The organism is Chryseobacterium lineare, from assembly GCF_977014045.1.
Window position 1 is genome coordinate 91,213 of the sequence record NZ_CDRNIQ010000001.1, and the last position, 13,905, is coordinate 105,117.

Genomic DNA, 13,905 nt, shown 5'->3' on the forward strand with positions numbered 1-13,905 from the left:
TTAAATTGGTACATGGTTAAATTGTTACATTAATTTATAACGTAAATTATGGAAAATTTCAGAAAAGAGAGCGATTTACTGGGCGAACTGGATGTGCCTGTAAATGCTTATTATGGAGTGCAGACACAAAGAGCGATTAATAATTTTAAAATTTCAGGTCAGCTTTTATCTTCATACCCGCAGTTCATCAGGGGGTTGGCTTTTGTGAAAAAAGCGGCTGCCAAAACAAATTATGAATTGGGTCTTCTTGATGAGAATCTGTATTTCAATATCGCTGAGGTCTGTGATGAAATTATCAACGGCGAACTTCACGAGCAGTTTCCTGTAGATATGATACAGGGAGGAGCAGGAACTTCAATCAATATGAATGCTAACGAAGTGATTGCCAACAGGGTTTTAGAGAAATTAGAAAAAAATAAAGGACAATACGAATTTTGTTCACCCAATGACCATATCAATCTTTCACAATCTACCAACGATGCGTATCCTACCGCAATAAAAATGGGATTGCTGCAGATGAATGCTACACTGGTAGAAAAATTGGAAAAAATCGTTGAAGCTTTCAGAGAAAAAGGAAGAGAATTTCACGATGTGATCAAAATGGGACGTACACAGCTTCAGGATGCCGTTCCGATGACTTTGGGACAGGAGTTTGAAGCATTTGCCGCAACACTGGAAGAAGATATTTCTAAATTAAATAACAACGCAAGCCTTTTTGTAGAAGTAAATATGGGGGCAACGGCCATCGGAACCGGACTGAATGCTCCCGTTGGATATGCTACACTTTGCGCGAAGAATCTGGCTCAGATTACTGGATTTCCGGTAGTTTCTGCGCCCGATCTTGTGGAAGCAACCCCTGATACTGGTTCTTACGTGATTTACTCTTCTGCAATGAAGCGTCTTGCTGTAAAGCTGTCGAAAATTTGTAATGATCTGAGACTGCTTTCTTCGGGACCAAGAGCCGGACTTTCTGAAATCAACCTTCCGCCGATGCAGCCGGGATCTTCCATCATGCCGGGTAAAGTGAATCCTGTTATTCCGGAAGTTGTTAATCAGGTTTGCTTTAAAGTTTTCGGGAACGATCTTACGGTGACTTTTGCCGCCGAAGCAGGACAGTTACAGCTTAATGTCATGGAGCCGGTACTTTCCCACGCCATCATGGAAAATATTCACTTTCTTTGCAATGCGTTGGATACGCTTCGTGAAAAATGTGTAATGGGAATTACCGCCAACCGTGAAGTTTGTTTAAACATGGTAAAGCACAGCATAGGAATTGTAACGGCACTCAATCCGTATATTGGATATAAACATTCGACAGAAATTGCAAAAGAAGCCCTGGAAACAGGAAAAAGTGTGTATAATCTGGTATTGGAAAAAGGTATTTTATCACAGGAAAAGCTGGACGAAATCCTTGATCCCAGAAATATGCTGAAACCACATAACAAATAAAATAAGTGATAATCTTAAAGTGAGGTTTTTAATCATAATTCCTGCACATAACGAAGGAAATAATCTTCCCTTTACTCTGGATTCTTTACAGCAACAAAGCTTTAAGGAATTCAAAGCAGTAATCGTGAACGACGGTTCTACTGACAATACAGCCGAAGTAATCCGAAAATATACGGATCTTGATTTGCGTTTTGAAACGGTTGATCTTCAAAAATCTGCACATCAGCCCGGATCAAAAGTTGTAAATGCTTTTAAGAACGGCTTAAAAACTCAGGATTTAAATGAATTTGACATTATATGTAAATTTGATTCGGATGTTATTTTTCCTGAAAATTACCTTGAAAAAATAGAAGAATCATTCCGGAGTAATCCTGATTATGGTTTGGTAGGTGGTCTTTTGTACGTTGAAAAAAATGGAGGCTGGGTGTATGAAGGTAATTCAAATAAATATCATGTTCGTGGGCCTTTAAAGGCTTACCGTAAAGAAAGTTATCTGCAAATGAACGGAATCAGAGAAACGTTAGGCTGGGATAATATCGACTCGGTTCTTCTTCAAAATCTCGGTTGGAAAGAGGTTGTTCTTTCCGAGCTTCATGTAAAGCTAATCAAAGTGAAAGGAGCGGATTATACCATAAAGCCAGCCGAATATTATGGAAAATATTTTTATTTTTTAGGGTTAAACAGATTTTTGGCTTACATTGCTTCATTTAAAGAAGCTGTAAAAATCAGATCTGTGTCTTTTTTCTTTACAATAATCAGATCGTATGAAAAGTGTCGCGCAGGAAAATTGGAATTAAAAATATCCGAAGAAGAACAAAAGGTCATCAACAGGCAACGCTGGCAAATGCTGAAGAAAAAATGGCTTAAAATATAAAAATGAACTTAATTGTTTAAATAAAACCAAAACAAGTTGGCTTTAGCTAAAATATAAAACTTGAAGAAAATAGCCTACATAGAAATTGATACTCACGCAGAAATTGCACAATCTTTCATGGAAATCATGAACGGTGCAGACTCATTTTCAGTGGATTATTATTTTTCGGAAAAGATTAAAAATCAGGTTGTTGAAAACGGAGAGTCAATTTTTATTTCTGACAGTTCAATGATTTTGGATCAGCTAAAATCAAAAAGATATGATCTTATTATTGTCGGGACTGTTCATCGTTATTTTAATACATTCAGGATAATTGCTGAAAAATATAATACTTCAGTTATTGTTCATAATATAAATTTCGTCAATATTTCTGCCTTAAGTTTATTCAAAAGTATTTTCAAAGCAGATTTGATGTACCGGCTGAAACTATGGTGGAAAGAAGGTTTATTTTATTCATCAAAAGCTTATCAGAAAGCGAAAAATCTTCTGGTTCTGGATGATGAACTGAGTTCTGAACGTTTCAGGTTTTTACCCCTTTTTTACACGAAATATGCAGAAAAACGGGACCGTAAACTTCTGACAATCGTTATTCCGGGAGGGGTTTCTCAGCAACGGAGAGACTATAAAAAAGTATTTTCAGTCATAAAAAAACTGGAGGAATTATATAATTCAGATCTTCAGAAAAAACTGATAGAGTTTGTTTTTTTAGGAAAAGCAAAGAATGATGAATTGAAGCAAATTATTGATCTCGAAAGGTATTTAAAATATATAAATATTACGTATTTTTCCGAAAGAGTTTCGCAGGCAGATTTTGATAAATGGATGCTGAAAGCTGATGTCTTATGGTGCCCGATTCAGCAGGAAACAGTTTTTTTCAGTCAGAAGGAAATATACGGAAAAACAAAAATGACCGGAAATTTAGGTGATGCCATAAAATTCGGAAAGCCGGCTGTTTTCCCAAAAAATTATCATTCTCATTTAGGATTTATTTTCCCTGAGCAGTCTGATATTATCACACAATTTCAAGAACTTAAAAGTTTTCACTTTGATTTTCAGAAGGATTACAATAAAATAACAGTTCAGCAAAAGCTACAGAAAGTTCTCGGTGATCTGATTTCTATTTAAATTTAAAAATACTTTTAATAAAATTTTTGTTTACATAATCTTCAATCGGGAAAACCTTTGTAAAATAATTCCCTATGAAAATTAAAATCAGAACAACCGCAGGTTTGTAAATCAGATTGATGAAATTATTACTGAAATTCGGTAAAACAATCGCCACGGTAATTGCCAGCGTACAGATAATCGAAACAAAGATCATCTCAATCGTGAGTGGAGAGACTTTAAATACAATATAATTGAAAACAATTTTCACAACGTTGTAGGTCGTTAGTGAAATCGCTGTAGACAATGCAATACCGATCAGCTTTAAATCTGTATTTTTCAGAAAATAGAAATTCAAACTTATGGTTAATCCGGCAAGCAGAAGCATTACCAGAATATTGAATTTATAATACTTTGAAAGTGAAATAATATTACCGTTGAATCCTGTAGCAAGATCAATTAATACTGCTGATCCCCAGATCCAGACTACCGGTTCGTATTCCCTGAGCAATACCCCGTTTTTTGGCATGAAATACGTGAGATAAGGAAATCCGATCATAATACATGAAAACAGAACGGCTCCCAAAAAATACAATGTCAGCGATGTTTTTTTATGAAACTTATCCAATCCTTCCATGTCACCATCTGCCAGGTTTTTGCTGATAATCGGTGCTGAAATATTAAATAAGCCCAGCTGTGGGATTGAGATTAAAGAAATCAACGCATACAAGGTAGAGTAGATCCCATTTTCTTCCATTCCCATGTATTCGCCGATCATAAAGCTATTAATGGCCAGGTAATTCCCGAAAGTACCTAAAAAGCCGAAGAAACTGTAATTGGTAAATTCCTTCCAGAATCCGTCCTTCTTAAAGTAATCAGTACTGAAATCAAGATTGATTTTTTCCAGCTTATTCGTGTAATAGATGTACCCGAAGAGCATCAGTGCAAAGATCCCGAAGAAAAATGCCAGTGCAACTCGTTGTGAAAATGCAAAATAAAAAAAAAGGCAAAAAGCGCCAAGATTGGCTATCTTAGGAAAAAGATTATCAAAAATATTGGAAACTACAATTCTTTTAAAGTTTGATACATATTTATTGAATATAGCGCAGAGCGATAAGACCAAAATGAGCGGAAGGACAATTTCTTTTAAATTCCATGCTTTTGTATTCAGAAATCTAGGATAAAAGTGGGGTAATATAAAAAATATGCCACAAAAAATGAGAAAATTGATCAGAATGGTAAGCAATGACAGGGAAAGCATATTCTGGTTTTTTCCGTCTTTCTGCACACTATGATAAAATTTTACATTGGCGTAAGAAATTCCAAATACCACAAACGGAACCAGCATCTCTGCGGTCTGCATGCTATATCTGAGTGTGCCATAAAACACAAAATCGTTCGGAAAAATAAAAATTGCGGAAACGGTACCGAGCAGAAAACCTACATAGCCAATGATAGAATATTTAAAGCCTTGTCTTGCTACTACACTCATTTTATTGGCTTTTAGGGATGAAAATGATATTGTTGATGTATTCTTTTTTGTTTTTTTCGTCGCTTATGTTTTTTAACAGTATTTCTTCCGTTAGTTTTTCTAGATTAAAAGTGGTTCTGTTCAGATATTTTGCATCATAGCCCCAGGATTCTACTTCAGATATTTCCTGCCAAATTGGGGTTTCATGATGTCTTTGCTCCATTTCCACCATCAAAACCGGTAGGAACCTGCGGATAACTTCCCTGGCTCCATAAAGTGTTTTCATTTCATTGCCTTCAACATCTATTTTGATGAAATCCATTTTGCTGAAGTTTTCAATAGCAGCCCAGTCATCAAGTCGTATTACTTTTACCTTTTCGGTATAGCTTTTTTCTTCGCCTTTTTCCTTGTAAGATGTATTCAGGGTTCCTCTGGACGCAATTGTTTTCCCGTTGATAACAGGGACTTTAAATTCTGCCGTCGTATTTTCATCAGAAAGAGCTAACGGAAAAACCCTCATCGCGGGGAAAATTCTTTTCAGTCTTCTGTACAATTTTTTGTTGGGTTCAAAAGCATAAATATTTTCATGATTAAGCTTTTTTTCCAGCTGATACAAAAATGTACCTACATTGGCGCCGATATCGAGAATTACAGCGTTTTTGGGCAAGAACTCTTTGATCCAAACCAATTCCGGTTCAACATTTCTCACGGAGAAATTGTCTTTGTTAAGATTATTTAAACTTTTAAAAAATCTTTTCTTATAAAAACCAGGACTGATATATTGTAGATTTTCAGCAATTCTTTGGTATAGAGACATTCTTTCGCTTTTGACAACAACAAAGATACATAAAAATGTTAAATAAGTGTTAAAACGATGTGTTTGTAAGCGATTGATTATCAGTGTTAAAAATTTAAGCTAATAAAAAGATGCGTTAAGGAAATCATTCAGAGGTTTCATTACTTTGAAAATTTTTGAAAGGTTTTCAGCCGCGTTTTTATCTGTGATTTCATCATCTTTAAGATCGTAAACAACAATAAAACTCTTTAGTTTCAGGTATTCTGCCATAGGATCTTCCTTTTCGAATCCCTGTGGTACTTTTTTAAGTTTGTCATCCTGATCCAGTTCCGGAAAATATTTTTTAAACTCTTTATCATTTAAAATTTTAATAAAATCCTGTCCATACACTGAAATTTCTTTTCTCAATGTTTTCAGGACAGAAGATTCCGGCATATAAATTCCCCCGGCAATAAAAGATTTCCCGGGTTCCAGGTGAAGGTAATATCCGCCTTTCTGGCTTCCTTTTCCCATGCCCAGCGAAGCTCCGAAATTGGTTTTGTAAGGGGTTTTGTCTTTTGAAAACCGGGTGTCACGGTAAATTCTGAATAAGGATTTTTTAGCATCAATTTTTCCAAGCTCAGCATCGAATTCCGACATTTCTTTAATAAGCTCTTCCATGAATGATATGATGTTTTCCTGAGCTTCCGTATAAAGATTTTTATTTTCCGTAAACCATTCCCGGTTGTTATTTTTGGTCAGTTTTTTTAAGAAATCAAAAATTTTCGGAGAAATTGCTGCTGACATATTTTTTTATTTTCAATCAAATTTAATTAAAATTGATCAAATCGGAAAAACATTTTTTGTAGTATCAGGAGCAGCTGCGGAAAGAATAGTTATTAAATTAAAATTAAAAATAATGCGTTTTTTCTGCGGAAACTACAAAAGCATTATATGTTTTAAATATTAAATTATTGTTTCTGTAATAATAGTTAAAATGTAATTCAAATAATAATTGTATCTTTGCAAAAATTTTAAAATATTTAATGAATTTATTTACGGAAACCAATTTAAGTCCTGATATTCTTAAGGCAATTGGCGAACTGGGCTACGAAAGCCCGACAGAAATCCAAAAACAGACTATCCCTTTCATTCTTTCAGATATTCGCGACTTGATCGCACTTGCGCAGACTGGGACAGGCAAAACAGCAGCATTTTCGCTTCCGATTTTGGATATGATTGACGATACGAGTCGCAAAATCCAACTTTTGGTGCTTTGTCCGACACGGGAATTATGTCTTCAGATTACGAAAGACATTAAAAACTACTCCAAATACATGAAAGACATCAAAACGACAGCCGTTTATGGTGGAAGCAGTATTATGGATCAAATCAGATCTCTTAAGGATAAACCGCAGATTATCGTGGGAACTCCGGGTAGAGTAATCGACCTTATCAACAGAAAAGCATTAGATTTCTCCGCTATCCACTGGCTGGTTTTGGATGAAGCCGATGAAATGCTTTCCATGGGTTTCAAGGACGAACTGGAAACTATTCTCAGCGAAACGCCTGAAACCAAGCAGACTTTTCTTTTCTCTGCCACAATGAGCAAAGAAGTGGAAAGGATCTCTAAAAATTATTTAACAAAACCGCACAGAATTTCAGTGGGTTCTATTAACGAGGTTAAAAAGAACATCAAACATGAATATTATGTAATCGGTTATCGCCAGAAAAAAGAGGCCTTGAAGCGTCTTATTGATTCCAACCCGAATCAGTATTCCATTATTTTCTGCAGAACGAGAATGGAAACCCAGGAGATTGCTGATTTCCTGATGCAAAATGGATACGCAGCAGATGCTCTTCACGGAGATCTTTCTCAGGCACAGAGGGATACGGTAATGAAAAAATTCAGGTTAAAGAATATTGATATCCTGGTAGCGACAGATGTAGCTGCAAGAGGACTTGATGTAAATTCCCTGACACACGTTATTCATTATTCTTTACCTGATGATCCGGAAGTGTTTGTTCACCGAAGCGGAAGAACAGGAAGAGCCGGAAAAGACGGTATTTCCATTGCCCTGATCAAACCTGAAGAAAGCAGAAAGCTGAAGCAGATAAAATCGGTGACGAAGATCGAAATGCACGAAGGCAAAATTCCTACAGGAGAAGATATTATCAAAGCTCAGGTTGGAGGTGTTTTCGAAAGTCTTTTTGAGATTCACGAAGATTTCTTTGAATTTGACGATTCTCTGATTCCTGACTTGTCAGCATTTACGAAGGAGGAACTTGCTCATAAATTACTTCAGTTCCAGCTGAAAGATCTTGCGCTTTATTACAAAGACAGACATGATCTGATGGATCAGAAACTGACCAGCAGAGATGATGATGGTTCAAGAAGGGACAGAAGAGATCGCGACAGAGACAGAGGAAGAGATCGTGACAGAGGCGAAAGAAGCGAAAGAAGTGAACGTAGCAGTAAACCGAGAAGAAAAAATGAAGATATGGTAAGATTCTTCTTTAATCTTGGTAAAAAAGATCAATTGAAGAAGCTTGACGTATTGGATATCATCAATAAAGCGACTTCAGGTAAGAGCAAAAAAAGAGCAGAAATCGGCGATATTGAAATTCTTGAGAAATTCTCATTCTTTGAAGTTGAAAAATCATTTAAAGACAATGTATTGAGCAACATCGGATCAATGAAATTTAAAGGAAAGGAAATGAGAGCCGAAGTAGCAAACTAAGCTTCTCAAAATATACTGAAAACCGGCCGTAGCGCCGGTTTTTTTAGCTGATAATCAGTTTGTAGCACAATGTTAACAAAACTTAACCTAGTATTGTTTCACGTAAGGTCCTTTTTTAAGAAATTTGCACACGAATTATAAATACTTAAAAATGGGAATTGGTAATATTTTCCACGCTTTTCAACCAAAAGATAAAATCTTCTTTGTACTTTTCGAAAAAGTAACTGAAAACCTAGTTGCAATGTCTGAAGATTTCAATACAGGAATCAAAGACTTTGATCTTAATGATGATTCCATGCTGAAAAAAATGAGCGACTTCGAGCATAAAAATGACGAATTGACTCACGAGATTTTTGTGGAACTGGGGAAAAATTTCATCACTCCTTTCGACAGAGAAGATATTCACACACTGGCAACGGGATTAGATGATATTGCTGATTACATTTATGCTTCCACGAAGTATATTTTCCTGTACAAATCACCAGAGATGAAAGCTTATTCAGATTTCTCATTACTGATCCACAAGGCATGTCTTGAAATTCAGAATGCAATGAAAAACCTGAAAGGATTCAAAAATATGGAACAGGTAAAAGAAGCTTGTATTAAAGTAAATTCTATCGAAAATATTGCAGACGACCTTCTTTCCAATTCAATGGTAGAACTGTTCGAAACAAATGATGCCATTAATATCATTAAAGTTTCTTCTGTACTTAATTATCTTGAGATCGTAACTGATAAAGCAGAAGATGTTGCCAATACGATTGAGAACATTATGATTAAATACGCTTAATTAATAATTATAATTAAACAATGGAATTTCCGATTTTACTTATAGTTATTATTGTCTTGGCATTAATATTTGATTATATCAACGGTTTTCATGATGCAGCCAATTCAATTGCGACTATTGTTTCTACAAAAGTTTTAACCCCTTTCCAGGCTGTACTTTGGGCAGCGCTCTGGAATTTTGCAGCATTTTTTCTAGCTGCCTATATTTTTCAGGATTTTAAGATTGGTAATACAATTGCCAAGACCGTCAACGAAAATTTTATTACGCTGGAAGTAATATTCTCAGGTCTTATTGCAGCAATTGCCTGGAACCTTTTGACATGGTGGTTTGGGATCCCTTCGTCATCTTCCCATACACTGATCGGAGGATTTTTAGGAGCAGCTCTGATGCATGCTTTTATGATGGACTATCATGATGTGGCAGCTGCGCAGCCTGCCCTTGGATTCTGGGACACTTGTAAAGAAGCTTTCAATCAGGTAATGCACCAGAGCGTAGTGAAATTTAATAAGGTAATTCCTATTTTCCTGTTCATTTTCATGGCGCCGATCATAGGAATGATTATTTCAATCATTATAACTTTGATTATTGTTCACCTCTACAAAAGATCAAATCCTCACAAAGCAGATAAGTCATTCAAAAGATTACAGTTGGGGTCTTCAGCGCTTTTCAGTTTGGGGCATGGTCTTAATGATGCTCAAAAAGTAATGGGTATCATTGGTGCAGCTTTGATTTATTATCATGTTGAAATGCTTCGGGATCCTGTATATTTAAACATACCAAGTGCCGATCGTTTCAAATTTTTCTCGGAACATTATCTTTGGGTACCATTGGTTTCTTTTGTTGCAATTGCATTAGGTACCATGAGCGGTGGATGGAAGATCATCAAAACGATGGGAACCAAAATCACAAAAGTTACTTCTTTAGAAGGCGTAAGTGCTGAAACAGCGGGAGCGATTACTTTATTTATCACCGATCACTTCGGAATTCCGGTTTCAACGACGCACACAATTACCGGTTCGATTATTGGGGTAGGTCTTACGAAAAGAATTTCTGCGGTAAGATGGGGGATAACGGTAAGCCTTCTTTGGGCCTGGGTTCTTACCATTCCTATTTCAGCAATCGTAGCAGGAATTACATATCTTGTCGTAACATTTTTATCTTAAATTTCAGAATTAATTTAAATAATAATACAACTTTGCTCATTTGGGCAAAGTTTTTTTGTTTTATTGAATTGATATTTAGTTTTTTTAAGTATGTTATTAGCTAATGATAGAGATGAATTTTGTTTATTTTAATCAAATGAATTTAACACAAACTCTTTAATATTATTGATAAAACAGTGAGGATTTTTACTTTAAAAAGCCCCGAAAAATTGTATTTTTGCTTAAACTATTAGAATTTATGGAATTTTTAGACAGATACCAGCAGATTGTTGCGGACGCTATTGCTAAATATACTTTCAAAGACAAACCTGAAGAATTATATGAGCCGATGAATTACATTATTTCACACGGCGGAAAACGTCTTCGTCCGATTATGGTTCTTATGGCTTGTGATCTTTTCGGGGGCAATTTGAAAGAAGCGATCAAACCTGCCTTGGCAATCGAGTTTTTCCATAACTTCACGCTGATTCATGATGATATTATGGATGAAGCGCCGTTAAGAAGAAATAAGCCCACTATTCATACCTTACACGGAATTAACGTTGGTATTCTATCCGGAGACGGCTTGATGCTGAAAGCCTACAAATTCTTTGAAGACCTTGAACCTGAAATTTTCAAGGCATGTGTAAGGATATTTACCCATACGGGATTACTGTTGTGTGAAGGACAACAATATGACATTAATTTTGAGACTCAGGAAAACGTGACTTTTGATGATTATATCAGAATGATTACCTACAAAACCGGTGTCCTGAGCGCTTCATCATTTGAAATCGGCGCATTGATTGCAAAAGCGAACTTTAAAGACGCAAAAGCGGTCTTCAATTTCGGAAAACATATCGGAATCGCATTCCAGATTATGGATGATTATCTTGATGTATTCGGAGACCAGGCTCAATTCGGGAAAAAGCACGCCGGAGATATTTATGAAAATAAAAAAACGGTTCTTTATCTGATGGCAAGAGAACATGCAACCGAAGAGGAAAGGAAAGAACTGGATTACTGGTATTCTAAAAAAACCGACAATATTGATAAAGTCTATGGAGTAGAAAAAATATTCAGAAGAACCAAAGTAGACGAGAAAGCATTACGATTAATTGAAAAACACAATGAAATCGGCCAGAGCTATCTTCAAAAAATTGATATTCCGGAAGAAAAGAAAAAACCGTTTGCGGAACTTGCCAATTATTTATTACGAAGAGAAAGCTAAAAGAGGTAGTAGATTTTAGGTTGCAGCTAGCAGTTTTGCCTGCAACCTAAGACCTTCAACCTATCATCTATACAATGAAATTCAGAACAGAAGTTAATATCAAAGAATCGAAGAAAAAAATAGATCTTGAGGATAGAATATTTTCAATAGGCTCCTGTTTTGCATCTGAAATGTCTGATCTTTTTCGGCAGGGACAACTCCAGGCTTTGAATAATCCTTTTGGAACTGTTTTTAACCCCTTTTCCATCAGTAATTCTGTGAAAAGGCTCCATGATGCAGATTTTTATCATGAAGAGGAATTAATCACCTTTGAAGATGAATTTATCTCTCTGGATCATCATACAAGTTTTGATACACGATACATTCATCAGACATTAGAGCGAATTAATACTAATATTGAAGAAGGAAATTCTTTTCTTCAGGAAACGGACTGGGTAATCATTACTTACGGAACATCCTTTATTTACGAGTTTCTTCCGAAACAGAAGCTGGTAGCCAACTGTCACAAGATTCCGCAAAAATTCTTTGAGAAAAGATTACTAAGCCATCAGGAACTTACGGATTCCATTTGTAATACCGTACTGAACCTGAAAGATATCTGTAAAGATGATGTTCAGATTCTCTTTACCGTTTCACCCGTTCGCCATACAAAAGACGGAATGATTGAGAATCAATTAAGTAAATCTAAACTGATTACGGCTGTTCATGAAAGTATTCTGCAATTTGAAAACTGCCATTATCTTCCTGTATATGAAATTTTGATGGATGATCTCAGGGATTATCGTTTTTATAAAGAAGATATGATTCATCCTAATAACCAGGCGGTTAATTATATTTTTGAAAAATTCGGGAATGCTTATTTTTCTGATGCAACCAAAGAGTTTATCAAAGAAAACTTTAAAATTAATAAAGCATTAGAACACAGAACTAACGATGAAAAAGATCCTAAATATATCGAGTTTAAAGAAAAATTAAACGAGAAAATCGAAAATCAGCGGCAAAAAGTAAAGCATAAAATCTTTCAAAATGATTGATTTTACGACAATTAATTATCTGAAAACAGGAAATCAGAAACAAAAAAGAGCTTATGAAGTTCTAACGAAATACAGGATTTTTGAGAAATTAAAAGATTTTTCTCCACTTTTAGCCGGAACTGTTCCTATTGAAATTGATACTGAAGAGAGTGATCTTGATATTATTTGTGAGGTTGATCTCAGATTTGAAGAAGATTTTTTGGATGAGTTGATGTTCAGTAAATTGATTCCTTTTGATGGAGATGTCAAAGTTTCATATCCCATTTTGAATGGCGAAAAATGTATGACTTTAAATTTCATGTTAGAAGGATTTTCTATTGAAATTTTCGGACAAAATAAACCGACATTGTTGCAAAATGCTTATCGTCATATGCTTGCCGAATATAGGATATTACAGGAAAAAGGAGAAGAATTTAAACAAAAAATAATAGAATTAAAGAAAAAAGGAATCAAAACAGAACCGGCTTTCGGAATGTTGCTGGGACTGAAAAACCCTTATGAAGATCTATTAAAATTTTAAGAAAATGATTGATACACATACACATCTGTACGCAGAAGAATTTGATGAAGATAGAAAAGAAGCTATTGAAAGAGCTTTAAATAAAGGGATTGACAAATTTTATCTTCCCGCCATTGATTCAGAATCTCATGGGAAAATGCTTCAGCTTGAAGCAGAATACCCTGATCATATTTTCTCTATGATGGGACTGCATCCTTGTTACGTAAAACCCGAGACTTGGGAAAATGAGCTTGAAATTGTTAAAAATTATCTCGGCGAAAGAAAATTCCCGGCAATCGGTGAGATCGGTATTGATCTGTATTGGGATAAAACAACGCTTGATATCCAGGTAAAAGCTTTTGAACAGCAGATTGACTGGGCGATAGAAAAAGATCTTCCGATTGTGATCCACACCAGGGAAAGTTTTGATGAAACATTTGAGGTGCTGGAACGGAAAAAACATCCAAAACTGAGAGGAATTTTTCACTGCTTTTCAGGGAATCTCGAACAGGCAAAACATGCCATTGATCTTAATTTCATCCTGGGAATCGGTGGAGTAGTGACCTTTAAAAATGGTAAAATCGATCAGTTCCTGAATGAAATTCCTTTAGATAAAATCGTTCTGGAAACAGATTCTCCATATCTCGCGCCTGTTCCGCACAGAGGAAAAAGGAATGAAAGCGCTTATCTTGATCTGGTTGCCGGAAAACTCGTGAATATCTACGGAAAAGATTTTTCAGAAATCGACAGGATCACGACAGAAAATGCAAGCAAAATTTTTAATCATTAAATATA

General features: G+C 35.5%; 13 protein-coding genes. 10 read left to right on the forward strand and 3 right to left on the reverse strand.

Going from position 1 to position 13,905, the window contains the following annotated elements; genetic code table 11:
• The first annotated feature begins 48 nt into the window (after positions 1 to 48).
• The 3 genes from aspA to ACWNCI_RS00370 are packed head-to-tail and all read left to right on the forward strand — an operon-like array spanning position 49 to position 3,448.
• Positions 49 to 1,449, forward strand: a complete 1,401-nt coding sequence (gene aspA, locus ACWNCI_RS00360; protein ID WP_346986198.1) for an aspartate ammonia-lyase — start codon at positions 49 to 51, stop codon at positions 1,447 to 1,449.
• Between the two features lie 19 nt (positions 1,450 to 1,468).
• On the forward strand, positions 1,469 to 2,323 hold the full coding sequence (locus tag ACWNCI_RS00365) for a glycosyltransferase (protein ID WP_449386711.1): 855 nt from the start codon (positions 1,469 to 1,471) through the stop codon (positions 2,321 to 2,323).
• Between the two features lie 60 nt (positions 2,324 to 2,383).
• Positions 2,384 to 3,448 (forward strand): hypothetical protein, encoded by a 1,065-nt coding sequence (locus ACWNCI_RS00370; RefSeq protein WP_449386712.1) that lies wholly within the window; start codon positions 2,384 to 2,386, stop codon positions 3,446 to 3,448.
• On the opposite strand, the gene ACWNCI_RS00375 is transcribed toward ACWNCI_RS00370, so the two are convergent.
• The 3 genes from ACWNCI_RS00375 to ACWNCI_RS00385 form a co-directional block, all read right to left on the reverse strand.
• Positions 3,441 to 4,919 (reverse strand): lipopolysaccharide biosynthesis protein, encoded by a 1,479-nt coding sequence (locus tag ACWNCI_RS00375; protein ID WP_449386713.1) that lies wholly within the window; start codon positions 4,917 to 4,919, stop codon positions 3,441 to 3,443. The two genes, ACWNCI_RS00370 and ACWNCI_RS00375, sit on opposite strands and share 8 nt — an antisense overlap.
• Position 4,920: 1 nt before the next feature.
• Positions 4,921 to 5,715, reverse strand: coding sequence for an FkbM family methyltransferase (locus ACWNCI_RS00380; RefSeq protein ID WP_449386714.1), 795 nt, complete (start codon positions 5,713 to 5,715; stop codon positions 4,921 to 4,923).
• A 99-nt stretch (positions 5,716 to 5,814) separates the two neighbouring features.
• Positions 5,815 to 6,480: a DUF2461 domain-containing protein gene (locus tag ACWNCI_RS00385; protein ID WP_449386715.1), complete on the reverse strand. Its 666-nt coding sequence runs from the start codon at positions 6,478 to 6,480 to the stop codon at positions 5,815 to 5,817.
• A gap of 239 nt (positions 6,481 to 6,719) precedes the next feature.
• Between ACWNCI_RS00385 and ACWNCI_RS00390 the strand changes: the two genes are divergently transcribed.
• From ACWNCI_RS00390 to ACWNCI_RS00420, 7 genes are all read left to right on the forward strand, one after another.
• Complete coding sequence (locus tag ACWNCI_RS00390; protein WP_449386716.1) at positions 6,720 to 8,414, forward strand: DEAD/DEAH box helicase; 1,695 nt, start codon at positions 6,720 to 6,722, stop codon at positions 8,412 to 8,414.
• Between the two features lie 151 nt (positions 8,415 to 8,565).
• Positions 8,566 to 9,204: a DUF47 domain-containing protein gene (locus ACWNCI_RS00395; RefSeq protein WP_042723220.1), complete on the forward strand. Its 639-nt coding sequence runs from the start codon at positions 8,566 to 8,568 to the stop codon at positions 9,202 to 9,204.
• 20 nt (positions 9,205 to 9,224) lie between these two features.
• Positions 9,225 to 10,367, forward strand: a complete 1,143-nt coding sequence (locus ACWNCI_RS00400) for an anion permease (RefSeq protein WP_449386717.1) — start codon at positions 9,225 to 9,227, stop codon at positions 10,365 to 10,367.
• Between the two features lie 238 nt (positions 10,368 to 10,605).
• Positions 10,606 to 11,577, forward strand: coding sequence for a polyprenyl synthetase family protein (locus tag ACWNCI_RS00405; RefSeq protein ID WP_042723222.1), 972 nt, complete (start codon positions 10,606 to 10,608; stop codon positions 11,575 to 11,577).
• Positions 11,578 to 11,651: 74 nt separating this feature from the next.
• Positions 11,652 to 12,611 carry a GSCFA domain-containing protein gene (locus ACWNCI_RS00410; RefSeq protein ID WP_449386718.1) on the forward strand — a complete coding sequence of 320 codons (960 nt, stop codon included), beginning with the start codon at positions 11,652 to 11,654 and terminating at the stop codon, positions 12,609 to 12,611.
• Positions 12,604 to 13,131 carry a DUF4269 domain-containing protein gene (locus ACWNCI_RS00415; protein ID WP_449386719.1) on the forward strand — a complete coding sequence of 176 codons (528 nt, stop codon included), beginning with the start codon at positions 12,604 to 12,606 and terminating at the stop codon, positions 13,129 to 13,131. The genes ACWNCI_RS00410 and ACWNCI_RS00415 overlap by 8 nt, the downstream gene beginning before the upstream one ends.
• A gap of 4 nt (positions 13,132 to 13,135) precedes the next feature.
• Positions 13,136 to 13,900 (forward strand): TatD family hydrolase, encoded by a 765-nt coding sequence (locus ACWNCI_RS00420; RefSeq protein WP_449386720.1) that lies wholly within the window; start codon positions 13,136 to 13,138, stop codon positions 13,898 to 13,900.
• Positions 13,901 to 13,905: the final 5 nt, after the last annotated feature.

What these genes read in the sequence shown, in the direction of transcription:
- ACWNCI_RS00380 (WP_449386714.1), bottom strand. Translation starts at nt 5,715, where the DNA reads ATGTCTCTATACCAAAGAATTGCTGAAAATCTACAATATATCAGTCCT.
- ACWNCI_RS00415 (WP_449386719.1), top strand. Translation starts at nt 12,604, where the DNA reads ATGATTGATTTTACGACAATTAATTATCTGAAAACAGGAAATCAGAAA.
- ACWNCI_RS00385 (WP_449386715.1), bottom strand. Translation starts at nt 6,480, where the DNA reads ATGTCAGCAGCAATTTCTCCGAAAATTTTTGATTTCTTAAAAAAACTG.
- ACWNCI_RS00375 (WP_449386713.1), bottom strand. Translation starts at nt 4,919, where the DNA reads ATGAGTGTAGTAGCAAGACAAGGCTTTAAATATTCTATCATTGGCTAT.
- ACWNCI_RS00405 (WP_042723222.1), top strand. Translation starts at nt 10,606, where the DNA reads ATGGAATTTTTAGACAGATACCAGCAGATTGTTGCGGACGCTATTGCT.
- ACWNCI_RS00400 (WP_449386717.1), top strand. Translation starts at nt 9,225, where the DNA reads ATGGAATTTCCGATTTTACTTATAGTTATTATTGTCTTGGCATTAATA.
- ACWNCI_RS00420 (WP_449386720.1), top strand. Translation starts at nt 13,136, where the DNA reads ATGATTGATACACATACACATCTGTACGCAGAAGAATTTGATGAAGAT.
- ACWNCI_RS00410 (WP_449386718.1), top strand. Translation starts at nt 11,652, where the DNA reads ATGAAATTCAGAACAGAAGTTAATATCAAAGAATCGAAGAAAAAAATA.
- ACWNCI_RS00390 (WP_449386716.1), top strand. Translation starts at nt 6,720, where the DNA reads ATGAATTTATTTACGGAAACCAATTTAAGTCCTGATATTCTTAAGGCA.
- ACWNCI_RS00395 (WP_042723220.1), top strand. Translation starts at nt 8,566, where the DNA reads ATGGGAATTGGTAATATTTTCCACGCTTTTCAACCAAAAGATAAAATC.
- aspA (WP_346986198.1), top strand. Translation starts at nt 49, where the DNA reads ATGGAAAATTTCAGAAAAGAGAGCGATTTACTGGGCGAACTGGATGTG.